Source organism: Paenibacillus polysaccharolyticus (genome assembly GCF_900102085.1).
In the GTDB taxonomy this organism is placed as follows: domain Bacteria; phylum Bacillota; class Bacilli; order Paenibacillales; family Paenibacillaceae; genus Paenibacillus; species Paenibacillus polysaccharolyticus.
Map to the genome: position 1 here is coordinate 13,942 of NZ_FMVM01000026.1, position 25,641 is coordinate 39,582.

Annotated in this window: 32 protein-coding genes; all 32 read right to left on the minus strand. The window is 45.6% G+C overall.

Features of this window, described 5'->3' with window-relative positions; genetic code table 11:
• The 32 genes from BLQ13_RS26295 to rpoB all read right to left on the minus strand — a co-directional run bounded on the left by BLQ13_RS26295 (position 1) and on the right by rpoB (position 25,260).
• Positions 1–309 carry a KOW domain-containing RNA-binding protein gene (locus BLQ13_RS26295; protein ID WP_090924663.1) on the minus strand — a complete coding sequence of 103 codons (309 nt, stop codon included), beginning with the start codon at positions 307–309 and terminating at the stop codon, positions 1–3.
• A gap of 10 nt (positions 310–319) precedes the next feature.
• Complete coding sequence (gene map / locus BLQ13_RS26300; RefSeq protein WP_090924664.1) at positions 320–1,072, minus strand: type I methionyl aminopeptidase; 753 nt, start codon at positions 1,070–1,072, stop codon at positions 320–322.
• A gap of 3 nt (positions 1,073–1,075) precedes the next feature.
• Positions 1,076–1,720 carry an adenylate kinase gene (locus tag BLQ13_RS26305; RefSeq protein WP_090924665.1) on the minus strand — a complete coding sequence of 215 codons (645 nt, stop codon included), beginning with the start codon at positions 1,718–1,720 and terminating at the stop codon, positions 1,076–1,078.
• Positions 1,721–1,810: 90 nt separating this feature from the next.
• The gene (gene secY / locus BLQ13_RS26310; protein ID WP_090924666.1) at positions 1,811–3,109 is read right to left on the minus strand and encodes a preprotein translocase subunit SecY; all 1,299 of its coding nucleotides are present in this window, start codon (positions 3,107–3,109) and stop codon (positions 1,811–1,813) included.
• Positions 3,109–3,549 carry a 50S ribosomal protein L15 gene (gene rplO, locus BLQ13_RS26315; RefSeq protein ID WP_090924667.1) on the minus strand — a complete coding sequence of 147 codons (441 nt, stop codon included), beginning with the start codon at positions 3,547–3,549 and terminating at the stop codon, positions 3,109–3,111. The genes secY and rplO overlap by 1 nt, the downstream gene beginning before the upstream one ends.
• A gap of 45 nt (positions 3,550–3,594) precedes the next feature.
• Positions 3,595–3,780 (minus strand): 50S ribosomal protein L30, encoded by a 186-nt coding sequence (gene rpmD, locus BLQ13_RS26320; RefSeq protein ID WP_090924668.1) that lies wholly within the window; start codon positions 3,778–3,780, stop codon positions 3,595–3,597.
• A gap of 12 nt (positions 3,781–3,792) precedes the next feature.
• Positions 3,793–4,290: a 30S ribosomal protein S5 gene (rpsE, locus tag BLQ13_RS26325; protein ID WP_024633574.1), complete on the minus strand. Its 498-nt coding sequence runs from the start codon at positions 4,288–4,290 to the stop codon at positions 3,793–3,795.
• 27 nt (positions 4,291–4,317) lie between these two features.
• Positions 4,318–4,686 (minus strand): 50S ribosomal protein L18, encoded by a 369-nt coding sequence (gene rplR / locus BLQ13_RS26330; protein ID WP_017692090.1) that lies wholly within the window; start codon positions 4,684–4,686, stop codon positions 4,318–4,320.
• A 117-nt stretch (positions 4,687–4,803) separates the two neighbouring features.
• A complete protein-coding gene (gene rplF, locus BLQ13_RS26335; protein ID WP_090924669.1) occupies positions 4,804–5,346 on the minus strand; it encodes a 50S ribosomal protein L6 in 543 nt (180 codons plus the stop codon).
• Positions 5,347–5,376: 30 nt separating this feature from the next.
• On the minus strand, positions 5,377–5,775 hold the full coding sequence (rpsH, locus tag BLQ13_RS26340) for a 30S ribosomal protein S8 (RefSeq protein WP_090924670.1): 399 nt from the start codon (positions 5,773–5,775) through the stop codon (positions 5,377–5,379).
• Between the two features lie 32 nt (positions 5,776–5,807).
• Positions 5,808–5,993: a type Z 30S ribosomal protein S14 gene (locus BLQ13_RS26345; RefSeq protein ID WP_013312154.1), complete on the minus strand. Its 186-nt coding sequence runs from the start codon at positions 5,991–5,993 to the stop codon at positions 5,808–5,810.
• A 74-nt stretch (positions 5,994–6,067) separates the two neighbouring features.
• The gene (gene rplE, locus BLQ13_RS26350; RefSeq protein ID WP_090924671.1) at positions 6,068–6,610 is read right to left on the minus strand and encodes a 50S ribosomal protein L5; all 543 of its coding nucleotides are present in this window, start codon (positions 6,608–6,610) and stop codon (positions 6,068–6,070) included.
• Positions 6,611–6,642: 32 nt separating this feature from the next.
• Positions 6,643–6,996 (minus strand): 50S ribosomal protein L24, encoded by a 354-nt coding sequence (gene rplX, locus BLQ13_RS26355; RefSeq protein ID WP_090924672.1) that lies wholly within the window; start codon positions 6,994–6,996, stop codon positions 6,643–6,645.
• A 41-nt stretch (positions 6,997–7,037) separates the two neighbouring features.
• Entirely contained in the window at positions 7,038–7,406 is a 369-nt protein-coding gene (gene rplN / locus BLQ13_RS26360) for a 50S ribosomal protein L14 (protein WP_024633579.1), read from the minus strand.
• A 36-nt stretch (positions 7,407–7,442) separates the two neighbouring features.
• On the minus strand, positions 7,443–7,709 hold the full coding sequence (gene rpsQ / locus BLQ13_RS26365; RefSeq protein WP_056697701.1) for a 30S ribosomal protein S17: 267 nt from the start codon (positions 7,707–7,709) through the stop codon (positions 7,443–7,445).
• Positions 7,710–7,757: 48 nt separating this feature from the next.
• Positions 7,758–7,955: a 50S ribosomal protein L29 gene (gene rpmC, locus BLQ13_RS26370; protein WP_017692083.1), complete on the minus strand. Its 198-nt coding sequence runs from the start codon at positions 7,953–7,955 to the stop codon at positions 7,758–7,760.
• The gene (gene rplP / locus BLQ13_RS26375; protein ID WP_076292170.1) at positions 7,945–8,379 is read right to left on the minus strand and encodes a 50S ribosomal protein L16; all 435 of its coding nucleotides are present in this window, start codon (positions 8,377–8,379) and stop codon (positions 7,945–7,947) included. The genes rpmC and rplP overlap by 11 nt, the downstream gene beginning before the upstream one ends.
• A gap of 2 nt (positions 8,380–8,381) precedes the next feature.
• A complete protein-coding gene (gene rpsC / locus BLQ13_RS26380) occupies positions 8,382–9,047 on the minus strand; it encodes a 30S ribosomal protein S3 (RefSeq protein ID WP_090924673.1) in 666 nt (221 codons plus the stop codon).
• Positions 9,048–9,062: 15 nt separating this feature from the next.
• A complete protein-coding gene (gene rplV / locus BLQ13_RS26385) occupies positions 9,063–9,395 on the minus strand; it encodes a 50S ribosomal protein L22 (RefSeq protein WP_090924674.1) in 333 nt (110 codons plus the stop codon).
• 35 nt (positions 9,396–9,430) lie between these two features.
• A complete protein-coding gene (rpsS, locus tag BLQ13_RS26390) occupies positions 9,431–9,709 on the minus strand; it encodes a 30S ribosomal protein S19 (RefSeq protein WP_056697694.1) in 279 nt (92 codons plus the stop codon).
• Between the two features lie 71 nt (positions 9,710–9,780).
• Positions 9,781–10,611, minus strand: coding sequence for a 50S ribosomal protein L2 (gene rplB, locus BLQ13_RS26395; RefSeq protein ID WP_076292169.1), 831 nt, complete (start codon positions 10,609–10,611; stop codon positions 9,781–9,783).
• A gap of 31 nt (positions 10,612–10,642) precedes the next feature.
• Positions 10,643–10,933, minus strand: coding sequence for a 50S ribosomal protein L23 (gene rplW, locus BLQ13_RS26400; protein WP_090924675.1), 291 nt, complete (start codon positions 10,931–10,933; stop codon positions 10,643–10,645).
• Positions 10,933–11,556, minus strand: a complete 624-nt coding sequence (gene rplD, locus BLQ13_RS26405; protein ID WP_090924676.1) for a 50S ribosomal protein L4 — start codon at positions 11,554–11,556, stop codon at positions 10,933–10,935. The genes rplW and rplD overlap by 1 nt, the downstream gene beginning before the upstream one ends.
• Before the next feature lie 25 nt (positions 11,557–11,581).
• Positions 11,582–12,205 (minus strand): 50S ribosomal protein L3, encoded by a 624-nt coding sequence (rplC, locus tag BLQ13_RS26410; protein ID WP_090924677.1) that lies wholly within the window; start codon positions 12,203–12,205, stop codon positions 11,582–11,584.
• Between the two features lie 47 nt (positions 12,206–12,252).
• On the minus strand, positions 12,253–12,561 hold the full coding sequence (gene rpsJ / locus BLQ13_RS26415) for a 30S ribosomal protein S10 (RefSeq protein WP_017692074.1): 309 nt from the start codon (positions 12,559–12,561) through the stop codon (positions 12,253–12,255).
• A gap of 433 nt (positions 12,562–12,994) precedes the next feature.
• Positions 12,995–14,185, minus strand: a complete 1,191-nt coding sequence (tuf, locus tag BLQ13_RS26420) for an elongation factor Tu (protein WP_090924678.1) — start codon at positions 14,183–14,185, stop codon at positions 12,995–12,997.
• Between the two features lie 94 nt (positions 14,186–14,279).
• The gene (gene fusA, locus BLQ13_RS26425) at positions 14,280–16,358 is read right to left on the minus strand and encodes an elongation factor G (RefSeq protein WP_090924679.1); all 2,079 of its coding nucleotides are present in this window, start codon (positions 16,356–16,358) and stop codon (positions 14,280–14,282) included.
• Positions 16,359–16,406: 48 nt separating this feature from the next.
• A complete protein-coding gene (rpsG, locus tag BLQ13_RS26430; protein WP_056697679.1) occupies positions 16,407–16,877 on the minus strand; it encodes a 30S ribosomal protein S7 in 471 nt (156 codons plus the stop codon).
• Between the two features lie 87 nt (positions 16,878–16,964).
• Positions 16,965–17,387 (minus strand): 30S ribosomal protein S12, encoded by a 423-nt coding sequence (rpsL, locus tag BLQ13_RS26435; protein ID WP_017692070.1) that lies wholly within the window; start codon positions 17,385–17,387, stop codon positions 16,965–16,967.
• Positions 17,388–17,537: 150 nt separating this feature from the next.
• Complete coding sequence (locus tag BLQ13_RS26440; RefSeq protein ID WP_090924680.1) at positions 17,538–17,786, minus strand: ribosomal L7Ae/L30e/S12e/Gadd45 family protein; 249 nt, start codon at positions 17,784–17,786, stop codon at positions 17,538–17,540.
• Positions 17,787–17,987: 201 nt separating this feature from the next.
• A complete protein-coding gene (rpoC, locus tag BLQ13_RS26445; RefSeq protein WP_090924681.1) occupies positions 17,988–21,602 on the minus strand; it encodes a DNA-directed RNA polymerase subunit beta' in 3,615 nt (1,204 codons plus the stop codon).
• Between the two features lie 112 nt (positions 21,603–21,714).
• Positions 21,715–25,260 (minus strand): DNA-directed RNA polymerase subunit beta, encoded by a 3,546-nt coding sequence (gene rpoB / locus BLQ13_RS26450; protein ID WP_090924682.1) that lies wholly within the window; start codon positions 25,258–25,260, stop codon positions 21,715–21,717.
• Positions 25,261–25,641: the final 381 nt, after the last annotated feature.

The following is a 25,641-nucleotide window of genomic DNA, read 5'->3' on the forward strand; positions in this document are numbered from 1 at the left end:
TCAGTCTCCTTTCTCTTCAGCTTGAATGTTGGTGGATTCCAGAAACGAATGAACCGCATAGCGGAGCTTTCCGTTTGTCACCCGACCACTCTCGTTTAAACTGTTTACAACCTCACTGCTAATCATCGGTTGAAGTTCAAGATGAAGAACATTCTTCTTCTTGGGTTGGTCAAACTTTCGTTTGTCTCCATCCGCGATATATACGAACCTATTGTCCTCTATAGCAACAATTACTGCGGCTTGGTCCGCATTGCGGCCTTTACGGATCTTCACAATTTGACCGAGCTGCGGATTCGACGGATTGTTCATGCCTAATCACCTACGCATTCAGTTTTGTGAAAATTTCCATACCTTCAGGTGTAACTGCTACGGTGTGTTCAAAGTGGGCACATAACGATCCATCAGCTGTAACGACAGTCCAGTTATCTTCCAACGTTTTGACATACCGTCTGCCTGCGTTAACCATTGGCTCAATAGCTAGCACCATACCAGCCTTTAACCTTGGTCCACGATCAGGAAGACCATAGTTCGGAATCGATGGTTCCTCGTGTAGATTCGCTCCAATGCCGTGACCGACATATTCACGAACGACGGAAAACCCTTCATCTTCGATATATTTCTGAATTGCATGAGATATTGTAAACAAGCGAACGTCTGGTTTTACCAGCGCTAGTCCTGCGTATAATGAAGCCTCGGTAACGTCCAGAAGACGACGAGCTTCTTCGGAAATACGGCCAACTGGATAGGTCCAGGCAGAATCTCCATGATACCCCTGGTACTGCGCGCCAATGTCAAACGTAACGATATCGCCCTCGTTCAACTTGCGTTTGCCGGGAAATCCATGTACCAACTCTTCATTCACTGAAGCGCACACACTGGCAGGGAAACCGTTATAACCTTTGAAAGACGGCACAGCTCCTTGACTGCGAATAAATTGATCAGCCATATGGTCAAGTTCACCAGTCGTAATACCGGGAACAATGTGTTCTTCCAAGAGACGATGCGTTTCCGCAACAATTCTCCCAGCTTCCCTCATCAAACCCAGTTCCGTTTCGGACTTACCAATGATCATCAATTAACCTCTCAACAAGGACACGATTTCTTGAGAAACTTGATCGATATCCTGTTCTCCGTCGATTTGACGAAGAAGGCCTTTAGTTTCGTAGAACGTGAGGAGTGGTGCTGTTTTGTTGATATATTCGTCCAAACGAGTGCCTACGCTCTCTTCGTTATCATCAGAGCGTTGGTACAACTCGCCGCCGCATTTATCACAGATTCCATCCTGCTTTGGTGGATTAAATACGACATGATAAGTCGATCCACAGTTTTTACAAATACGACGACCCGTCAAACGAGCCAGCAATTTGTTGCGATCCACTTTCAGGTTGATCACATGATCAAGACCTGAGTTCAGTCGTTCCAGGATGCCATCCAGCGCTTCTGCCTGAGACAGGGTTCTTGGAAAACCATCCAAGAGGAAACCTTCTCTGCAGTCCGACTGTTGCAATCGCTCTTCAACGATGCCAATGGTAACATCATCTGGTACAAGTAATCCTTGATCCATATATTCCTTGGCTTTCAGGCCAATGGGAGTTCCCTGTTTAATCGCAAGACGAAATGCATCGCCTGTTGAAATATGGGGAATACCGAACTCTTTCACAATGACGTCTGCTTGCGTACCTTTTCCTGCCCCCGGAGGGCCCATGAATAGGATGTTCACGTTATGTCACTCCCTCCAAGACTACCCTACATCAACAAACAGCACAATAGGTGCCGGCAAGTAAATCTTTACTCAACCGGAACCTATTGCCTATTTATTGATAAAACCTTTGTAGTGGCGTTTGATCAATTGGCTTTCGATTTGCTTCATCGTATCCAGCGCAACACCGATAACAATCAGGAGGGAAGTTCCTCCAATTTGCGCTGATTGAGGCAAACCAGAAAGTGCCCCTAAGAATACAGGCAGAACGGAAATGACTGCCAAGAAGATGGCTCCGGCCATTGTCAAACGAGTCATGACACGGGTCAGATATTTCTCGGTTGCTTTACCTGGGCGAATACCCGGAATGTAACCGCCGTTCTTTTTCATATTATCAGCCATCTGCTGTGGATTCATCTGTACGAACGTATAGAAGAATGTGAATCCGAAGATCATCACGACATACAGCACCATACCAAGAGGTTTGTGTGTAGTCAAGTTCTGACCGATCCACTGTGCCCAACCATGATTAGCCCAGAAGTTGGCGATAATCGTTGGGAACATCAACAGCGATGATGCGAAGATGACAGGGATAACACCAGCTGCATTAATCTTCAGCGGGATATGTGTATTCTGTCCACCGTACATTTTGTTTCCTACGACACGTTTTGCGTACTGTACAGGAATTTTCCGAATCGCCTGTTGAATGTAAATGACCCCGATGATAATCAGCACGATGACAATCGCGATGATCACACCTTTAAGAATGTTCATGAACAATTGATCAGGTTGGATGAAGTCGGACTCGATTGTTTGTTTGATAATGTTAGGCACTGTTGACAGGATACCCGCAAAGATCAAAATCGAAATTCCGTTTCCGATGCCTTTCTCGGTGATCTGCTCACCAAGCCACATCAGGAATGAAGTACCGGCCGTAAGTACAATTGCGATCAAGATATAATCTGCAAACGTAGCGTTAGGAATCATGTCTGTATTGTACAAGCGGTTGAATCCGATCGACGTACCAAACGCTTGAATCAATGCCAGCCCGATCGTTAAATAACGAGTCAGTTGTGCAGATTTCTTCTTACCTTGTTCACCTTGCTTTGCCCACTCCGCTAATTTAGGAATAACGTCCATGGAAAGCAACTGTACTATGATAGACGCAGTGATGTAAGGAACGATCCCGAGAGCAAATATAGAGAACTGGAACAGTGCTCCACCCGAGAACGTATTGAGAAGTCCAAAAACTTCTTTACCCGCAGAATTTGTCGCTTCGAACACATCTTTGTTAACGCCCGGAACGGGGACAAAGGAGCCGATGCGGTAAATGATCAGTACAAAAAGGGTAAATAATACCCTTTTGCGCAGATCTTCAACCCGCCAGATATTCTTTAGGGTCTTGAACATTAAATCACCTCGGTTGTACCGCCGGCAGCTTCAATTTTCTCCACCGCAGATTGAGAAAACTTGTTAGCTTTAACAGTCAGCTTCACAGTGACTTCACCGTTACCCAGGACTTTGATTCCGGATTTAGCGTTTTTAACAACGCCGTTCGTCATCAAGAATTCTGGAGTTACTTCAGTACCCGCAGGCAAACTATTCAGGTCTTCGATATTAACAACTGCATATTCTTTGCGAGTTGGGTTTACGAAACCGCGTTTTGGCAAGCGACGATACAATGGATTTTGTCCACCTTCGAAGCCTGGACGAACACCACCGCCCGAACGAGCGTTTTGTCCTTTATGACCGCGACCTGATGTTTTACCTGTACCACTACTTGGACCGCGACCAACACGTTTGCGTTCTTTACGCGATCCAGGAGATGGTGAAAGCTCATGTAACTTCATCGTTCGTTGCACCTCCTTAAAGATTTGTGGGTGTATACCCGTATATTAAGCTTCTACTTCTTTTACAGCTACCAAGTGACTTACTTTGTTAATCATACCACGGATGGCAGGATTATCGTTTTGGATCACTTTGCTGTTGATTTTGCGCAATCCCAATGTTTTCACAGTTGTTCTTTGCGTCTCCGGACGTCCGATCAAGCTACGGACGAGGGTAATTTCTAATTTAGCCATGAGAATTCCCTCCTAACCCAGAAGCTCTTCGACGGATTTTCCGCGCAGTTTAGCCACGTCTTCAGCACGCTTCAAACGGGACAAACCTTCCAAAGTCGCATTGACCATGTTCATGGAATTCGAAGAACCCAGAGATTTTGTCAAAATGTCACCTACACCAGCAAGTTCGAGAACCGCACGTACAGGACCACCAGCGATAACACCAGTACCTTCAGATGCTGGTTTCAACAGAACGCGTCCTGCGCCGAACTTACCTGTTACCAAGTGAGGAATCGAAGTTCCTACGAGTGGAACGTGTACAAGGTTTTTCTTAGCATCTTCAATACCTTTGCGAATTGCATCAGGTACTTCGCCCGCTTTACCGATACCCGCTCCAACCCAGCCGTTGCCGTCGCCGACTACAACCAGTGCGCTAAAGCTGAAACGGCGTCCGCCTTTTACTACTTTAGCTACGCGATTAATGTTTACTACTCTTTCAGACAGTTCCAAAGTATTCGGATCTACACGCAAGTCGTTAACCTCCTTTTGAAAAATATCTTAAAACTCAAGTCCTGCTTCACGAGCCGCTTCAGCCAATGCTGCGATACGACCATGATACAGATATCCGCTACGGTCAAATACGATATTGGAAACACCTTTATCTTTTGCACGTTTAGCAACGAGTTCGCCAACTTTACGAGCAGATTCAACAGATGCACCATTTTTGATGTCAGTGCTCAATTCTTTGTCTACAGTAGACGCGGAAGCGATTGTTACACCAGCTACATCATCGATGATTTGAGCGTACATATGTTTACCAGAACGGAAAACGTTCAAACGAGGACGTGCAGCCGTTCCTTGGATTTTCTTACGAACACGAAGGTGTCTTTTCAGACGAGCCTTGTTTTTATCTGGTTTCGTAATCATCTCAGGGATTCACTCCTTTCAGGTTACCTCGCTGGCTTCAAAGCAGAAGCCACGGGGTATATTAGAAACACACGAAGCAAGCAAGCCGAAAGCCGCGAAAAGGCGGTAAGAGAAATCTTATTTCTTCTTACCGGCTTTACCTTCCTTACGGATGATACGCTCGCCTTCATATTTAATACCTTTACCTTTGTACGGCTCAGGTTCACGAACGGAACGAATTTTAGCAGCGTAAGCACCTACGCGCTCTTTATCGATACCGCGAACAATGATTTTCGTATTCGAAGGTACTTCGAATTCGATTCCCGCTTCCGGTGTGATTTCAACTGGGTGAGAGTAACCAACGTTCAGAACGATTTTATCTCCGGATTTGCTTGCACGATATCCGACCCCAACCAACTCCAGAGATTTAGCGAATCCTTCAGTTACGCCACTCACCATGTTGCTGACAACGCTACGTGTTGTGCCGTGTAAAGAACGGTGAGTTTTGTTATCGGAAGGACGCACAACTGTAATTTCGTTGTTTTCAACTGTAACCTTCATGTCTTTGTGAAGTTCACGAGTCAAAGTTCCTTTAGGTCCTTTTACCGTGATAACGGTATTGTCCAAAGTGATGTCTACACCACTTGGTACTGTAATTGGTTTGCGACCAATACGAGACATATGTTGCACCTCCTATCTTGTGACGTTATATTACCAAACGTAGCAGACGACTTCTCCGCCGGATTTCGATTGACGAGCTTCTTTGTCCGTCATAACACCTTTGGATGTCGAGATAATCGCGATTCCAAGGCCGCCAAGTACGCGAGGTACTTCATTGCTTTTCGTGTAAACACGAAGACCTGGTTTACTGATTCTTTTCAGACCAGTGATAACGCGCTCGTTATTTTGACCGTATTTCAAGAAAACACGGATAATCCCTTGTTTGTTATCTTCGATATATTCAGCGTCACGGATGAAACCTTCACGCTTCAGGATATCGGCGATTTGTTTTTTCATTGTCGAAGCAGGCATTTCTACCGTTTCGTGACGAACTGTGTTCGCGTTACGAATACGAGTAAGCATATCTGCAATTGGATCAGACATAGTCATTGTGAGTTAACCTCCTTCCCGTTCAGGACTTTTTACCAGCTTGCTTTTTTCACGCCAGGAATCTGGCCTTTATAAGCTAATTCACGGAAGCAAATTCTGCAAATTTTGAACTTTTGCAGTACCGAATGTGGACGACCACAACGCTCGCAGCGTGTATAAGCACGTACTTTAAACTTTGGTGTACGTTGTTGTTTAACTTTCATCGAAGTTTTTGCCACTTTAGCCTGACACCTCCTAAATAATTTCGGAGAAAAGGGAGTCTTTCCAGACACCCGGAACGTTTATGCCAACATTATTTAACGAAAGGCATTCCCATTTGCGTAAGCAATTCACGGGACTCTTCGTCTGTTTTCGCCGTTGTTACGATGACAATATCCATACCGCGGACTTTGTCTACTTTATCATACTCGATCTCTGGGAAGATCAATTGCTCTTTCAGACCCAGAGTGTAGTTACCACGACCATCGAACGCTTTGCTCGATACACCGCGGAAGTCACGTACACGTGGAAGTGTTACGTTGAACAATTTATCGAGGAAGTAGTACATACGCTCGCCGCGCAATGTTACTTTCACACCGATAGGCATGTTCTCACGCAGTTTGAATCCTGCGATTGATTTTTTCGCACGAGTGATTACAGGTTTTTGACCTGCGATCAGTTGCAAATCGTTTACTGCGGAATCCAACACTTTGGAGTTTTGGACAGCGTCGCCCACACCCATGTTGATAACGATTTTCTCGATTTTCGGCACTTGCATTACCGTTGTATAGTTAAACTTCTGCATCAAAGCAGGAGCGATTTCTTGCAGGTAACGTTCTTTCATTCTTGATGCCATGAATCATAGCCCTCCTTTCTCATTCGGTTCAATTAGTCGATAATTTCTCCGGAACGTTTTGCAACGCGCACTTTTTTACCGTTATCCAAAACTTTGTAACCGATACGGGTTACTTTTCCGCTCTTTGGATCGATGTGCATCACGTTGGAAACGTGAATCGGAGCTTCCTTCTCGATAATGCCGCCTTGCGGGTTTTGCTGGTTAGGCTTCTGGTGTTTTTTCACCATGTTAACACCTTCCACAAGGACGCGGTTTTCACGAGGATAAGCAGCGATGACACGGCCTTTTTTACCTTTGTCTTTACCGCTGATCACCATAACCGTATCTTCCTTTTTAACGTGAAGTTTGTTGTTATGGGATTCCAGAACTTTTTTCACTCTTGGCATTTCGTACACCTCCTGTTTCTAAACATCACGAGCTTAATCTATTAGATAACCTCTGGGGCCAAGGAAACGATTTTCATGAAATCTTTCTCGCGAAGTTCACGAGCAACAGGTCCGAAAATACGTGTTCCACGTGGGCTTCTGTCGTCTTTTACAACAACAGCTGCATTTTCATCAAAACCGATGTAGGAACCGTCTTTACGACGTACAGAACGCTTCGTACGAACGACAACCGCTCTAACTACATCACCTTTTTTGACAACGCCGCCTGGTGTTGCTTGTTTTACAGAACAAACGATCAGATCACCGATTTGAGCTGTACGACGTCCCGTACCGCCGAGTACGCGGATACACATCAGTTCCTTCGCACCGGAGTTGTCGGCTACAGTCAAACGTGTAAATGGTTGAATCATTTAGTATTCCTCCTTCCAGCTATGCTGATCATGCAATTAGATGATAACCGCTTTTTCAACGACTTCAGTAAGTCTCCAGCGTTTATCTTTCGAAAGCGGACGAGTCTCCATGATTTTCACCGTGTCACCGATTTTCGCAGTGTTTTCTTCGTCATGCGCTTTGAACTTTTTAGTAACCTTAATGCGTTTATGATACAATTTGTGGTTTTTGTAGGTTTCTACAGCAACAACAATCGTTTTGTCCATTTTATCACTGACAACTTTACCAGTTTGAACTTTACGTGCATTACGTTCTTCGCTCATTGTTGGCCTCCTTCCTGATTACGGACGGAATGTATATCCGACCTCTAATTAACCGATTCCCAATTCTCTTTCACGGATGATCGTTTTAGCACGAGCTATTTCTTTACGCACATCACGGATACGAGTCGGGTTATCCAGCTGACCGGTAGCAAGTTGAAAGCGGAGGTTAAAGAGTTCTTCTTTAAATCCGGCAATCTTTTGCTCGATTTCAGCAGAGGTTAGGTTGCGAAATTCACTAGCTTTCATTTGCTTCACCACCCAATTCTTCACGTTTCACGAACTTCGTTTTGATTGGCAGTTTGTGAGCGGCAAGACGCATCGCTTCGCGTGCAATATCCTCCGGTACACCAGCAAGTTCAAACATGATCTTACCTGGTTTCACTACTGCAACCCATTTTTCTACGTTACCTTTACCGCTACCCATCCGAACCTCGAGAGGCTTTTGAGTGATTGGTTTGTCAGGGAAAATTTTAATCCAGACTTTACCACCACGTTTGATGTAACGAGTCATCGCAATACGAGCCGCTTCGATTTGACGGTTCGTAATCCAAGCCGGTTCCGTAGCTTGCAGACCATATTCGCCAAAGTTCAGCGTAGTTCCGCCTTTTGCTTGGCCTTTCATATGTCCACGTTGTTGCTTACGGTGTTTTACACGTTTTGGTACCAACATGATTAGTTGCCTCCTTCCTTAGCAGCTTGTTTCTTAGCCGTAGGAAGAACCTCTCCACGATAGATCCATACTTTTACGCCGATACGTCCGTAAGTAGTATGAGCCTCTGCAGTACCATAGTCAATGTCAGCACGCAGTGTGTGCAGTGGAACAGTTCCTTCGCTGTAGCCTTCAGAACGTGCAATCTCAGCACCGCCAAGACGTCCGCCTACTTGAGTTTTAATACCTTTAGCACCAGAGCGCATAGTTCTTTGAATAGCTTGTTTCAGAGCACGACGGAAAGAAACACGACGTTCCAATTGTTGTGCAATGCTTTCTGCTACCAGGATCGCGTCCAGGTCTTGGTTCTTAATTTCAGAGATGTTGATGTGTACTTTTTTACCGCCAGCAATTTTCGTAATTTGGTTACGAAGATTCTCAACTTCAGATCCACCTTTACCGATTACCATACCTGGTTTCGCTGTGTGAATCGTTACGTTTACACGGTTAGCCGCTCTCTCGATCTCAACACGAGACATAGCGGAGTCTTTCAATTTATTTTTCAGGAATTCACGAATTTTCACGTCTTCCATCAAAAGATCGCCGAAGTCTTTGCCTGCATACCACTTAGATTCCCAGTCACGGATAACTCCGACACGAAGTCCGACTGGATTTACCTTTTGGCCCACACGTTTTCCCTCCTTCTACTTTTCAGATACCACCAAAGTAATGTGGCTAGTACGTTTGTTAATACGACTTGCACGTCCCATTGCACGAGGGCGGAAACGTTTCATCGTTGGTCCTTGGTTTACGTAAGCTTGCGAGATCACCAAGTTATTAACATCCAAAGAATAATTATGTTCCGCATTCGCAATAGCGGAGTTAAGCAACTTCTCAACAACTGGAGAAGCGGATTTCGGAGTGTGACGGAGAATGGCAACCGCCTCACCTACTTGCTTGCCGCGAATCAAGTCAACAACGAGTTGAACTTTACGAGGAGCAATCCGGATAAACTTAGCATGTGCTTTTGCTTCCATTGTGTAACCTCCTCTCAAACATTAGAGATGTTCATTTATCTTCTTGTTTTCTTGTCATCATCAGTATGGCCTTTGTACGTACGGGTTGGAGCGAACTCACCCAGTTTGTGTCCAACCATGTCCTCAGTTACATACACTGGCACGTGTTTACGACCGTCGTAAACGCCAAATGTGTGTCCGATGAATTGTGGGAAAATTGTAGAGCGACGGGACCAGGTTTTGATAACGTTCTTCTTGCCTGATGCTTCCATCTCTTCTACCTTCTTGAGCATGTAGCCATCAATGAATGGCCCTTTTTTCAAACTGCGACTCATGTGGAGATCCTCCCTTCAAACATAGCTTTTATGCATCCGTAGATGCCTCACGAAGTTATGCACAGTGTGTATTACTTCGTGCGGCGACGGATGATGTATTTATCAGAAGCTTTATTTTTCTTACGCGTTTTGTAACCAAGAGTAGGTTTACCCCATGGTGACATTGGCGATTTACGTCCGATTGGAGCACGACCTTCACCACCACCGTGAGGGTGATCGTTAGGGTTCATTACCACACCACGAACCTCAGGACGTTGACCCAACCAACGGCTACGACCGGCTTTACCGATTTTGATAAGCTCGTGGTCTTGGTTACCAACGGATCCGATTGTTGCGCGGCAAACTTTCAAAATACGACGAACTTCTCCGGAAGAAAGACGAACGGAAACGTATTTTTCTTCTTTACCAAGCAATTGAGCTTCTGTACCAGCAGCACGAACCAATTGTCCGCCTTTACCTGGTTTCAACTCGATGTTGTGGATAACGGTACCTACTGGAATGTTTTCAAGTGGCAGTGCGTTACCGATTTTGATATCTGCGTCAGGACCAGAGAATACTTGATCTCCAACTTTCAGACCTTTAGGAGCGATGATGTAACGCTTCTCACCATCAGCATAGTGAATCAATGCAATGTTGGAAGTACGGTTCGGGTCATACTCGATTGTAGCAACGCGGCCCGGTATTCCATCTTTAGTACGTTTGAAGTCGATGATACGGTATTTACGTTTGTGTCCACCACCGTGGTGACGAACTGTAATTTTACCTTGGTTGTTGCGGCCTGCTTGTTTGCTCAATGGGGCCAACAACGATTTCTCCGGCTTATCTGTGGTAATTTCCTCAAATGTAGAAACGGACATGTTCCGTCTTGCCGGGGATGTTGGTTTATACTTTTTGATTGGCACTAGTTTTCCCTCCTTACTTCAAAGATTTCAATTATACAGTTTCAAAGAACTCAAGCGATTTGCTGTCTTGCGTCAGTGTTACAAACGCTTTTTTCCATTCGCTTGTATATCCGGAATAACGTCCGTACCGTTTCGGTTTAGCTGGAACACGAAGTGTGTTCACGTTTTTCACTTTTACGCCGAAAATAGCTTCTACCGCTTTTTTGATCTCGGTTTTGTTTGCACGGATATCGACTTCAAATACATATTTCAAGTCGTTCATCATGTCGGCAGTACGTTCCGTAATAATCGGACGTTTTACAATATCACGAGGATCTTTCATTACGCGAGCACCTCCTCTACCTTCTGAACTGCTTCTTTCGTAATGATCAGTTTGTCGTGCGAAAGCACGTCAAGAACATTAATACCATCAGCAGCTACGAATTTCACGCCCGGAATATTCCGTGCAGAAAGAGCTACATTATCATCATAGCTAGGAGCTACAATCAAAGCTTTGCGACCTACTTTGAGATTGTTCAAAATAGCTGCAAACTCTTTTGTTTTTGGTGAGCTCAACGCGAGAGCATCCAAAACGATAATGTCATTGTCTTGCACTTTGGATGAAAGAGCAGACTTGATCGCCAGACGGCGAACTTTCTTAGGCAGTTTGTACGCATAGCTCCGTGGTGTCGGACCAAATACGATACCGCCGCCTTTCCATTGTGGAGAACGAATCGAACCTTGACGAGCGCGACCTGTACCTTTTTGTTTCCAAGGTTTACGTCCACCGCCACGTACTTCAGAACGTCCTTTTACTTTGTGGGTACCTTGACGAAGAGAAGCGCGTTGCATAAGAACTGCATCGTACAGAACGTGTTGATTCGGCTCAATACCGAATACCGCATCATTCAGTTCAACTTCACCTACTTGGCTACCATCTACATTGTAAACTGATACTTTTGGCATTTTGTGTTCCTCCTTTCTTCAGTGGTTATTTTTTCACCGTTTCTTTAACTCTTACAAGGCTGTTCTTCGGTCCAGGAATAGAACCTTTTACGAGGATTACATTACGCTCAGCGTCCACTTTAACAACTTCAAGACGTTGAATTGTAACGGTATCATGTCCCATATGTCCTGGCAGGCGTTTGCCTTTAGGAACGCGGTTAGCTTGGATCGAACCCATCGAACCTGGGCCACGGTGATAACGCGAACCGTGTGACATAGGTCCAGTGCTTTGTCCCCAACGTTTGATAACGCCGGCAAAACCTTTACCTTTAGAAATACCTGTTACGTCAACGAACTCGCCTTCAGCGAAAATGTCAGCTTTCAATTCTTGGCCAACTTCATATTCCGCGATGTTAATGCCGCGAAGCTCACGAACGTAGCGCTTAGGTGCAGTATTCGCTTTTTTAGCGTGTCCTGCTTCTGGCTTGTTAGCATTTTTCTCTTTCTTATCGGCAAAACCGATTTGAACTGCTTCGTAGCCATCGTTTTCAATATCTTTCTTTTGTAAAACAACACAAGGACCTGCTTCGATAACCGTTACTGGAACTACGTTACCTTCAGCGGTAAACACTTGAGTCATTCCAAGTTTTTTTCCTAAGATACCTTTCATGTTGACACCTCTTTTCCTTTATACGTGGTCTTGTTTGTTGCTATATATTACAATTTAATTTCGATATCTACACCGGACGGCAGATCCAAGCGCATCAAGGCATCCACAGTTTGTGGAGTCGGGTTAACGATATCGATCAAACGCTTATGAGTGCGTTGCTCGAATTGCTCCCGAGAATCCTTGTACTTGTGCACCGCACGAAGAATAGTAATGATTTGTTTTTCAGTAGGAAGCGGAATCGGACCGGATACACCTGCACCCGAACGTTTTGCTGTTTCAACGATTTTCTCCGCGGATTGATCAAGAATTCTGTGGTCGTAAGCTTTCAAACGAATACGAATTTTTTGCTTTGCCATTTTAGTCCCTCCTTCTATCGCCCAATTTTTTATCGGACATACTCCGTGAAAATTTTCTAGCCACTCTCCCATGGCAAAGGGGCCGGGTGTGCCAGTAACCTCTCACATCATCGCAACGTCACAAGAACAACATTCATTATTATATAGAAAAGATGGGCATATTGCAAGCATATTTAAAAAAAACATTTAAGTTGATCTTTTCAAAAGAATCGACTCAATTTAGCTCAATGTTTTTCTTCATATCCAGGCTGCCTAACCTATCAATCTATAAGATAAATCTTGTTCATTTTAGATGACGCAGGTTCCGAAACGTTGACATAATAAAAGAGTTCTTTATCCGATGTCGGATAAAGAACTCTTCCGAAGCTTCGTTACAATACAATGTTACTCGTTCCAGTACACTGTTGCTTATACTCATTTGGCAAGAGCCAAATTATTTTTGGATTGTTGCTACGGAACCCGCACCAACTGTACGTCCACCTTCACGAATAGAGAACTTAGTTCCTTCTTCGATCGCGATTGGAGAGATCAGTTGAACAGTAACCGTGATGTTGTCACCAGGCATTACCATTTCAGTACCTTCTGGCAGGTTGATGATACCAGTTACGTCAGTTGTACGGAAGTAGAACTGTGGACGGTATCCAGTGAAGAAAGGCTTATGACGGCCACCCTCTTCTTTAGTCAAAACGTAAATTTGAGCAGTGAATTCTGTGTGTGGTTTAACAGATGCTGGTTTAGCAAGTACTTGACCACGCTCGATTTGAGTACGGTCAACACCACGCAACAATGCACCGATGTTGTCACCCGCTTGTGCGGAATCCAACAATTTACGGAACATCTCAACGCCCGTAACTACGGATTTTTTAGTTTCTTCAGTGATACCAACGATCTCGATCTCTTCGCCGACTTTAACAGTACCACGCTCTACACGACCTGTAGCAACGGTACCACGACCAGTGATGGAGAATACGTCCTCGACAGGCATCAAGAAAGGCTTGTCAGTTTGACGCTCAGGCAGTGGGATGTAAGTGTCGATTTCTTTGAACATCTCAACGATTTTTTGAGCCCACTCACCATCAGGGTTTTGCAGAGCTTCACGAGCGGAACCACGAGTGATTGGAGTATCATCACCTGGGAACTCGTATTCGTTAAGAAGGTCGCGAACTTCCATCTCAACCAGTTCCAACAACTCTTCGTCTTCAACCATGTCACATTTGTTCAAGAAAACAACAATGTAAGGTACGCCTACTTGACGGGAGAGCAAGATGTGCTCACGAGTTTGTGGCATTGGGCCGTCAGCTGCGGATACTACCAGGATAGCTCCGTCCATTTGTGCCGCGCCAGTGATCATGTTTTTAACATAGTCGGCGTGACCTGGGCAGTCTACGTGAGCGTAGTGACGAGTGTCAGTTTCGTACTCAACGTGTGCTGTGGAGATAGTGATACCGCGCTCGCGCTCTTCTGGAGCTTTGTCGATTTGGTCGAATGCTACAGCAGCACCACCGTAAGTTTTGGACAATACAGTTGTGATTGCAGCAGTCAGAGTTGTTTTACCATGGTCGACGTGACCAATAGTACCAATGTTAACGTGTGGTTTATTACGTTCGTATTTAGCCTTTGCCATTTGAACGTGGCCTCCTTAAAATTTATGATTTTATGTTTCACTGAATGCGGTGCTTCAAACCAGGTTTCAAGCACAAGCATTCAGTGTGAGAAAACTACTCGGTGCCTTTTGTTTTGGCAACGATCTCTTCAGCGATGCTCTTAGGAACTTCTTCATAGTGGGAGAGTTCCATGGAGAACACGCCGCGTCCTTGAGTACCGGAACGAAGAGTTGTAGAGTAACCAAACATCTCAGAGAGAGGTACCTTAGCACGGATGATTTGAGCTCCACTACGGGAATCCATACCTTCAATGCGGCCACGACGGGAGTTCAACATACCCATTACGTCACCCATATACTCTTCTGGAACAGTTACTTCTACTTTCATGATAGGCTCAAGCAGAACTGGACTACATTTGTCTTTCGCTGCTTTCAACGCCATAGATCCGGCAATTTTAAATGCCATCTCGTTGGAATCGACATCATGGTAAGATCCGTCTACGATAGTAGCCTTAACGTCAACAAGCGGGAAGCCTGCGATAACGCCGTTTTTCATTTGCTCTTCAATCCCTGACAATGCAGGTTGAATGTATTCTCTTGGTACGGAACCACCGACAATCTTACTTTCGAACTGGCTGCCTGTACCCGGCTCGAGAGGTTCGAATTCAACCCATACGTGACCGTATTGACCACGACCACCGGATTGACGTACGAATTTACCTTCAACGCGCGCTGGAGCACGGAATGTTTCGCGGTAAGCTACTTGTGGTTTACCCACAGTAGTTTCAACCTTGAACTCACGACGCATACGGTCGATGATGATATCAAGGTGAAGCTCACCCATACCTGCCAAGATTGTTTGGCCTGTTTCTTCGTCAGTATGCGCGCGAAGAGTTGGATCCTCTTCCGTCAACTTACCGAGAGCCACACCCATTTTATCTTGGTCAGCTTTGGTTTTAGGTTCAACAGCGATTTCGATTACCGGATCAGGGAAGTTCATGGATTCCAGGATAACCGGATGTTTCTCATCACATAGTGTATCACCTGTACCTGTATCTTTCAAACCAACAGCTGCTGCGATATCACCGGAGTAAACTTCAGTGATTTCTTGACGGCTGTTTGCGTGCATTTGAAGGATACGACCGATACGCTCACGTTTGTTTTTAGTTGCATTCAATACATAAGAACCGGATTGAAGTACGCCGGAGTATACGCGGAAGAATGTCAATTTACCAACGTAAGGGTCAGTCATAATTTTGAAAGCCAATGCAGAGAATGGCTCTTCATCGGAAGACTTACGAACCGCTTCAGTTCCATCCTCAAGGAGACCCTTGATTGCTGGAACGTCAACTGGAGCTGGCAAGTAGTCGATAACAGCATCCAACATCAGTTGAACACCTTTGTTACGGTATGAGGATCCACAGATAACTGGGAAGATCTTAACATCTACAACACCTTTACGGAGAGCGGATTTAATCTCATCAATAGTGATTTCTTCGCCTTCCAGGTATTTCATTGTCAGTTCTTCATCAAGCTCTGCAACACGCTCAATCAATTCGTTGCGAAGTTCTTCAACTTGCTCAACGAATTCCGCAGGAATATCGGTTTCTTCAATATCTTGTCCCAGGTCATCTTTATACATATGAGCCCGTTGAGCAACGATATCAATGATACCTTTGAAATCATTCTCAGCACCGATTGGAAGTTGAATCGCAACAGCGTTCGCTTGAAGGCGATCACGCATGTCAGATACAACGTTCAAGAAGTCAGCACCGATGATATCCATTTTGTTTACATATGCGATACGAGGTACGCCGTACTTGTCAGCCTGTCTCCATACAGTTTCAGACTGAGGCTCAACGCCTTCTTTCGCACTGAATACACCTACTGCTCCGTCCAATACACGAAGGGAACGTTCAACTTCAACAGTGAAGTCAACGTGTCCCGGGGTATCAATGATATTTACGCGGTGACCTTTCCAAGCAGCGGTAGTCGCAGCGGAAGTAATCGTAATTCCGCGCTCCTGTTCCTGTTCCATCCAGTCCATTGTCGCAGCGCCTTCGTGAACTTCACCGATTTTGTGCGTACGTCCTGTGTAAAACAAGATCCGCTCAGTTGTCGTGGTTTTACCCGCATCAATATGAGCCATGATCCCGATATTACGTGTATTTTTCAAGGAGAACTCTCTAGCCATGAAATGGGTCTCCCTTCAAAATTGAAGTTTATTTTTGTGAACTGAATCCTACCAACGGTAGTGAGCAAACGCTTTGTTCGCTTCAGCCATTTTGTGCGTATCTTCACGTTTCTTAACGGAAGCGCCTGTGTTGTTGGAAGCGTCGATGATCTCAGCCGCCAAACGCTCTTCCATTGTTTTCTCACCGCGGTTGCGGGAGTAGTTCACGAGCCAACGTAAACCCAAAGCAGTACGTCTCTCTGGTTTTACCTCGATTGGTACTTGGTAGTTGGCACCGCCGACACGGCGAGCTTTAACTTCCAGGACTGGCATGATATTTTTGATTGCTGTCTCAAATACTTCCATCGGGTCATTACCCGTGCGTTCTTGGATCAACTTGAACGCATTATACAGAATGCTTTGAGCAACACCGCGTTTTCCGTCGAGCATGATGCGGTTGATCAAACGAGTAACCAACTTGGAGTTGTATACCGGATCTGGCAACACGTCTCTTTTCGTAACTGGACCTTTGCGTGGCATGGATATCCCCCTTTCTTTCTTGTTCAGCAGTCCCTGTACCTTCCAGATCTAAGCCAGAAGGCTTTCAGGCAATCTGCTTATCGTAATTTAGGCTTTTTTAGCTTTTGGACGTTTAGCTCCGTATTTAGAACGAGCTTGCATACGGTTGTTCACGCCTGCAGTATCGAGAGCTCCACGAACGATGTGATAACGAACCCCTGCAAGGTCTTTTACTTTACCTCCGCGGATCAATACCACACTGTGCTCTTGAAGGTTATGTCCGATTCCCGGGATATAAGCAGTTACCTCGAGACGGTTCGTCAAACGAACACGGGCATATTTACGAAGTGCAGAGTTCGGTTTACGTGGAGTCATTGTACCTACACGAGTGCAGACACCACGTTTTTGTGGGGCACTGATGTTAGTGGATTCACGTTTCAAAGCGTTGAACCCTTTTTGCAAAGCTGGTGATTTTGACTTCTCAACTTTTGCTTGACGTCCTTTACGAACCAGTTGGTTAATAGTTGGCATGTGATTGCCACCCCCTTCCTCAATTATTCATGTTTCTTTACAAACCTTTATCTAAGCCCACAGACCCAGGCGGTTCATAAAAAGACAAATGAAAAGTTTTTGCCTTGGAGAATCCTTAAATGTTCTCGGACAAAAACGTTCCTTACCGTATCATTTTACGACAGCAGCCATCGCTGCTCCCACTCCAATCCCGCACGCTTTGCCGAGATTTTTCATTGTGTCCACTTTCGTGTACTTCACATTGTGTTGTTCACACAAAGCAATGATTTTGGAAGTGAGCTGCGGATCACTATCTTCTGCGACATAGACTTCTGAAGCCATTCCTGTCTGCACTGTCCGCATGGTCTGTTTGGTACCAATCTTGACATGAGCATCTTGCAAGCCTTTTTCATTAGACATCATACATTCCTCCGAATAGGACCAATTACAATCAGCTGCCCACGCACCTTTGATATATTAGCATCTAGCGCAAGCATTGTCAATGCTATTCCAAAAAGTTTTTATAAAGTTTGTGTACATCAGGATTCGTCCGCTTGGATATTACAAACGTCGCTTCCTGACATACACATTCTTTAATTCCTCAGAACGAGGAAATCTATATTAGTCTACCGAAACTGGCTCCAGTTCTTCTATAGAAGATTGGCCATCTTCAGGCTCAGCAAATTTGATACTGCGGTAACGGTTCATACCCGTACCAGCAGGGATCAGCTTACCGATGATAACATTTTCCTTCAGACCGAGCAACTGATCCACTTTACCTTTGATCGCTGCATCCGTCAGTACACGTGTTGTCTCTTGGAACGATGCCGCAGAGAGGAAGGAGTCTGTTTCAAGGGATGCTTTTGTAATACCGAGCAAGATTGGTTTTGCAACCGCTGGCTCTTTATCACTCAGAATCGCAATTTTGTTCGCTCTTTCGTACTCATGCGTATCTACAAATGATCCTGGCAACAATGTTGTATCTCCCGCATCAACGATACGGATTTTACGTAACATTTGACGGATCATAACTTCAACGTGTTTGTCATTGATTTCTACGCCTTGGTTACGGTATACGCGCTGTACTTCCTGCAAAATGTAGTTCTGTACGCCACGTACGCCTTTGATGCGTAGCATTTCTTTCGGGTCGATAGAACCGTCTGTCAACTCGTCACCCGCTTCAATTTCCATACCTTCGCTTACGCGAACACGGGAACCGTAAGTAACAGAGTATACTTTGGATTCTGCTTCACCTTGAATTTCGATTTCACGACGGTCTTTCGCTTCGCGAATCTCTTTAACCACACCGTCAATCTCACTGATTGTTGCTTGACCTTTAGGATTACGGGCCTCAAACAACTCCTGGATACGAGGCAAACCTTGCGTGATGTCGTCTCCGGCTACACCACCGGTATGGAACGTACGCATTGTAAGCTGTGTTCCTGGCTCACCAATGGATTGTGCGGCAATGATACCAACCGCTTCACCAATCTCCACGTGTTTACCTGTCGCAAGGTTGCGACCGTAACACTTCTTGCAGACACCATGACTTGCACGGCAGCTGAGAACGGAACGGATTTGCAATTTGGTCACGCCAGCTTTGATAATCGCTTCTGCTTTGTCAGAGTCGATCAACTCATTGCGGCCAGCGATAATTTCTTTTGTTTCCGGATGACGAACAGTTTCGAAGCAGTATCTGCCTTCAATACGGTCGTAGAGATCTTCGATGACCTCTTTACCATCCTGGATACGACTAACCGTAAAGCCTTTATCTGTACCACAATCGTCTTCACGCACAATTACGTCTTGGGCTACATCTACGAGACGACGAGTCAGGTAACCTGAGTCGGCTGTACGCAGGGCTGTATCCGCGAGACCTTTACGCGCACCGTGAGTGGAAATAAAGTACTCGAGTACTGTCAGACCTTCACGGAAGTTCGATTTGATTGGGAGTTCGATAATACGACCAGACGGGTTGGCCATCAGACCACGCATACCACCCAATTGAGTGATTTGCGATTTGTTACCCCGTGCTTTTGAGTCAACCATCATCATGATTGAGTTATAACGATCCATGGATTTCATCAAAATATCCGTGATGTCATCTTTGGATTTTGACCAGATATCAATGATACGGTCATAGCGCTCTTCATTCGTAATCAAACCACGACGATACTGGTTCGTAACGATCTGAGCTTTATCTTCGGACTGTCTGAGAATTTCGAATTTCTCAGGTGGAACGACAACATCGGACACGGCTACGGTAATACCCGCACGCGTCGAATACGTGAATCCAAGTTGTTTAATTTTATCCAAAATAACCGCAGTTTCGGTTGTATGATAAATTTCAAAACAACGAGCGATGATGGAACCGAGGTATTCTTTGCCGACACCGCCAGCTTGAGGAGCATTCATGATTGCCTCTCTCAAGTCAGTACCTTTCTCATAAACAAATGAATGATCGGCTGTACCTTGATACAGGTTCGCACGAGTCGCATCATTGATATAAGGGAAGGTTGCCGGGAAAATTTCATTAAAGATAATTTTACCGATCGTAGTCAGCAACATACCTTTTTGTTGCTCTTCCGTAAAGCTTGTTTTACCAAGCGCCTTAACTGGAATAGCTACACGTGCATGCAGTCCGGCAGTACCCCGTTGGTATGCAGATACAGCCTCATTGACTGTCCGCAGAACCATACCTGTACCCTTCTCTTCTTTATTGTCCATCGTCAGATAGTACGAACCAAGAACCATATCCTGAGAAGGAGTTACAACCGGTTTACCGTCTTTCGGGTTCAAAATGTTACCTGATGCAAGCATCAAGATACGCGCTTCCGCTTGAGCTTCAGCAGACAATGGAACGTGCACGGCCATTTGGTCACCGTCAAAGTCGGCATTGTATGCCGTACATACGAGTGGGTGAAGACGAATTGCTTTACCTTCAACCAAAATCGGTTCAAACGCCTGAATACCGAGACGGTGAAGCGTAGGGGCACGGTTCAACAGAACCGGATGCTCCTTGATGACTTCTTCAAGAACATCCCATACTTCAGGACTCACACGCTCAACTTTACGTTTTGCGCTCTTGATGTTGTGGGCAAGCCCTTTATTCACAAGCTCTTTCATCACAAAAGGCTTGAATAGTTCCAGTGCCATATCTTTAGGCAGACCGCACTGATACATTTTCAGGTAAGGTCCGACAACGATAACGGAACGGCCGGAGTAGTCAACACGTTTACCGAGCAAGTTCTGACGGAAACGACCTTGTTTACCTTTCAGCATGTGGCTGAGGGATTTCAAAGGACGGTTACCCGGACCTGTAACAGGACGTCCACGACGACCGTTATCGATCAAGGCGTCAACTGCTTCTTGCAGCATCCGCTTTTCATTTTGCACGATGATATCTGGCGCGCCCAGGTCAAGCAGACGTTTCAGACGGTTGTTCCGGTTAATTACACGGCGATACAAGTCATTCAAGTCAGACGTAGCAAAACGTCCACCATCCAGTTGTACCATCGGACGAAGTTCCGGCGGAATGACAGGAAGTACATCCATGATCATCCACTCTGGGTTATTGCCAGAGTTACGGAATGCTTCAATCACTTCCAAACGTTTGATTGCACGGTTACGACGTTGTCCTTGTGCAGTGCGAAGCTCTTCCTTCAGGAATTCAAGCTCTTTCTCTACATCAAGGTCTTGAAGCAATTTTTTAACTGCTTCTGCACCCATGCCTGCTTGGAAGCCGTATCCGTATTTTTCACGGTAGCTGCGATATTCCTTCTCGGACAACAGCTGTTTTTTCTCCAGTGGAGTTTCTCCTGGATCAGTTACTACATATGATGCAAAATAAATGATCTCTTCGAGAGATCTTGGAGACATATCCAGTGCGAGACCCATACGGCTCGGAATACCTTTGAAGTACCAGATATGCGATACCGGAGCAGCAAGCTCAATATGGCCCATACGTTCACGACGGACTTTCGCACGTGTTACTTCAACGCCACAGCGATCACAGACAACGCCTTTATAACGAACGCGTTTGTATTTACCGCAATGGCATTCCCAGTCTTTTGTAGGGCCAAAAATCTTTTCGCAGAACAGCCCTTCTTTTTCCGGTTTCAACGTACGATAGTTGATCGTTTCCGGTTTTTTCACTTCTCCGCGGGACCAAGAACGAATTTTCTCTGGGGAAGCAAGCCCGATCTTCATGTATTCGAAATTGTTGACGTCCAACAAGGAGCAACCCTCCTTAACCAATTCCTGTATTCTAGGTTACGCATGCCCCGGCTGTAGCCGGAGCAAGACGTGAGCCTGATGAAAAACGCCGGTCATCATGCGCCCGAAGCGATTATTCCGCTCCGACCTCTGTACCCTCAAGGTTGAGGCTGAGCTTATCGCTCGCAGCGTCATCTTCATCGTCCATTTCTTTCATTTCAATCTCTTGCTCATCTTCACTCAAAATCTTAACGTCCATACCCAAGCTTTGCAGCTCTTTGATCAATACTTTGAACGACTCAGGAACACCTGGTTCCGGTACATTCTCGCCTTTGACAATGGACTCGTACGTTTTCACCCGACCAACAACGTCATCGGATTTAACCGTCAAGATTTCTTGCAGAGTATAAGCGGCACCATAAGCCTCAAGCGCCCAAACTTCCATCTCCCCGAAACGCTGTCCACCAAATTGGGCTTTACCACCCAGCGGTTGTTGCGTAACAAGTGAGTAAGGACCTGTGGAACGGGCATGGATTTTATCGTCAACCATGTGTGCCAGTTTGATCATGTGCATGACACCAACGGTAACTTCACGTTCAAACTCTTCACCAGTACGACCATCATACAGCACGGTTTTACCATTACGTTGCATACCTGCTTCTTCCATTGTGTCGAAGACGTCATACTCTTTCGCCCCGTCGAATACAGGTGTTGCTACGTGGATACCAAGCTGCATTGCTGCCATACCCAAGTGAACTTCAAGCACTTGACCGATGTTCATACGCGAAGGTACGCCCAACGGGTTAAGAACGATTTGAACCGGTGTACCGTCTGGCAGGAAAGGCATATCCTCTTCCGGCAAGATACGGGCCACGACCCCTTTGTTACCATGACGTCCGGCCATTTTATCACCCTCGGAAATTTTCCGTTTTTGAGCAATATAAACACGAACGAGTTGGTTCACACCTGGTGGCAGTTCATCTCCGTTTTCACGGGTAAATACTTTCACGTCAACCACGATACCATCGGTACCGTGAGGTACACGCAGAGATGTATCACGTACTTCACGTGCTTTTTCACCAAAGATTGCATGCAAGAGGCGTTCTTCTGCAGTCAACTCTGTTACCCCTTTTGGTGTAACTTTACCAACCAGAATGTCGCCAGCAGCAATTTCGGCACCAATGCGGATAATACCACGCTCATCCAGATTACGCAGCGCTTCTTCCCCAACGTTAGGGATATCACGTGTGATCTCTTCAGGTCCGAGCTTCGTATCACGAGCTTCCGACTCATATTCCTCGATATGGATGGATGTATATACATCTTCCTTAACGAGTTTTTCGCTGAGTAGGATCGCATCCTCATAGTTGTAACCTTCCCATGTCATGAAGGCAACGACTACGTTGCGTCCAAGAGCAAGTTCACCCATTTCCGTCGAAGGACCATCAGCAAGGATGTCGCCAGCTTTAACAGCAGCGCCTCTTTTTACGATCGGACGTTGGTTGATGCATGTTCCTTGGTTCGAACGCATAAATTTGTGTAATTTATATTTAACGATATCGCCTTTGACTTCTTGACCGTCAACCTCTTCTACACGACGAAGCCAGATCTCGTTCGCAGAGGAACGTTCAATAATTCCGTCGTAATCGGCAACAATACATACACCGGAGTCTTTCGCAGCTTTGTGTTCCATACCCGTTCCTACAAGCGGAGCTTTAGGAATCAAGAGTGGAACCGCCTGCCGTTGCATGTTTGATCCCATCAGGGCACGGTTGGAGTCATCGTTCTCAAGGAACGGAATGAGCGCTGTAGCTACCGATACAACCTGCTTAGGAGATACGTCCATGTAGTCCACTCGTTCACTCGGCATCGTAAGGATGTTATCCGACTGTTTGTTGTAACGTACAATGATCGCATCTTCTGCAAAAGTGCTGTCTTCGTTCAGCTTCGCATTCGCCTGAGCGATAACATAGTTGTCCTCTTCGTCTGCTGTCAGATAATCAATCTGCTCAGTGACAACACCCGTTTTCGGATCAACCCAACGATATGGAGCTTCAATGAAGCCGTATTCGTTCACACGTGCAAACGTCGACAAGGAGTTGATCAAACCAATGTTTGGTCCCTCTGGTGTCTCGATCGGGCACATCCGGCCATAGTGGGATGGATGGACGTCACGGACTTCCATGCCGGCACGCTCACGAGTCAAACCGCCCGGTCCGAGTGCGGACAGACGACGTTTATGCGTCAACTCGCCCAGCGGGTTCGTTTGATCCATAAACTGTGACAATTGGGAGCTACCGAAGAACTCTTTAATCGATGCGATGACTGGACGGATGTTGATCAATGCCTGTGGTGTAATGACATTCGCATCCTGGATGGACATTCTTTCACGAACCACACGCTCCATACGGGACAAACCGATACGGAACTGGTTTTGCAAAAGTTCACCCACAGAACGCAGACGACGGTTACCCAGGTGATCGATATCATCCGTGCTTCCAATGCCATGCAACAAATTCAGGAAGTAACTGATGGATGAAATGATATCCGCTGGCGTGATGTTTTTCACGGACTTGTCAATGTCGCCATTGGCAATCAGCTTAACCACTTTACCATCTTCAATTGGTGAAAACACATCAATCGTTTGCATCGGGATATCATTGGCATCCAAAACACCGTTCCCCACGTGATATGTGCGGAATCCAACGCTTTTCTCCAGGTGAGGCATGATTTCGTCGAGCAAACGACGGTCGACCATCTGACCTGCTTCTGCAATAATTTCGCCTGTTTCAGCGTCGATCAAAGATTCAGCCAAACGCTGATTAAACAAACGGTTTTTGATGTGAAGTTTTTTGTTGATTTTGTAACGACCTACGTTTGCAAGGTCGTAACGTTTTGGATCAAAGAAACGAGCAACGAGCAAGCTTTTCGCGTTATCCAGCGTTGGTGGCTCGCCTGGACGAAGGCGCTCATAGATCTCAATGAGAGCTTTCTCGGTGGAATCCGTGTTGTCTTTGTCCAGAGTATTACGGATATATTCGTCATTACCAAGCAAATCCAGAATCTCAGCGTCTGTGCCAAAACCAAGGGAACGCAGGAGAACCGTAACCGGAATTTTACGCGTACGGTCGATCCGGACATAAACAACATCCTTCGCGTCCATCTCCAGCTCCAGCCAAGCGCCGCGGTTAGGAATTACTGTAGCGGTATACGTTTTTTTCGCGTTCTTATCTACTTTGGTACTGAAGTAAACGCTAGGAGAGCGAACCAACTGGCTGACAATAACCCGTTCAGCACCATTAATAATAAATGTGCCGGTGCTGGTCATCAGCGGGAAATCTCCCATGAATACTTCCTGCTCTTTGACTTCTCCGGTTTCCTTATTAATGAGCCGGACTTTCACCCGAAGTGGTGCTGCATAAGTAACGTCGCGTTCTTTCGCGTCGTCTACTGTATACTTCGGTTCTCCGAGACTGTAATCGATAAATTCCAAAATCAAGTTACCTGTAAAATCCTGGATCGGCGAGATATCCTGGAACATTTCGCGCAACCCTTCCTCCAAAAACCAATCATACGATTTCTGTTGGATTTCAATCAGGTTCGGAACTTCGAGTATCTCGTTAATTCGTGCATAACTGCGCCGAGTGCGTCGACCATATTGAACAAGATGTCCTGCCAACTTAAACTCACCCCTCAATGTCTACTCACTTTAAAAATTTCGTTGCGAACCTCTGTTTGTAACCTTATAATGGTACACATACAGAGCAAAGCAATGCACCCGCAAATAAAGAAAAGCCCTTATTCGAAATGTCGTTCGATAAAAGAGCAACTTTGATCGGCGGATGTCTTTCCAAATCATTCTTATCCCCAGTTTGCCCAAAATGTACATATTATACGCCAAACATAGGCATAATAAGCCCGGTTCGGCGTAAAAAAAGGTTGACATTTTTAGTTAGCTAAAGCCAAGTAGGGCATCTTAATACTGACATTTTACAACTATACCACGCCTTGAATTTCAAGTCAATAGTCCTATTGCAAAAAAAATGATCCCCTGCTTACT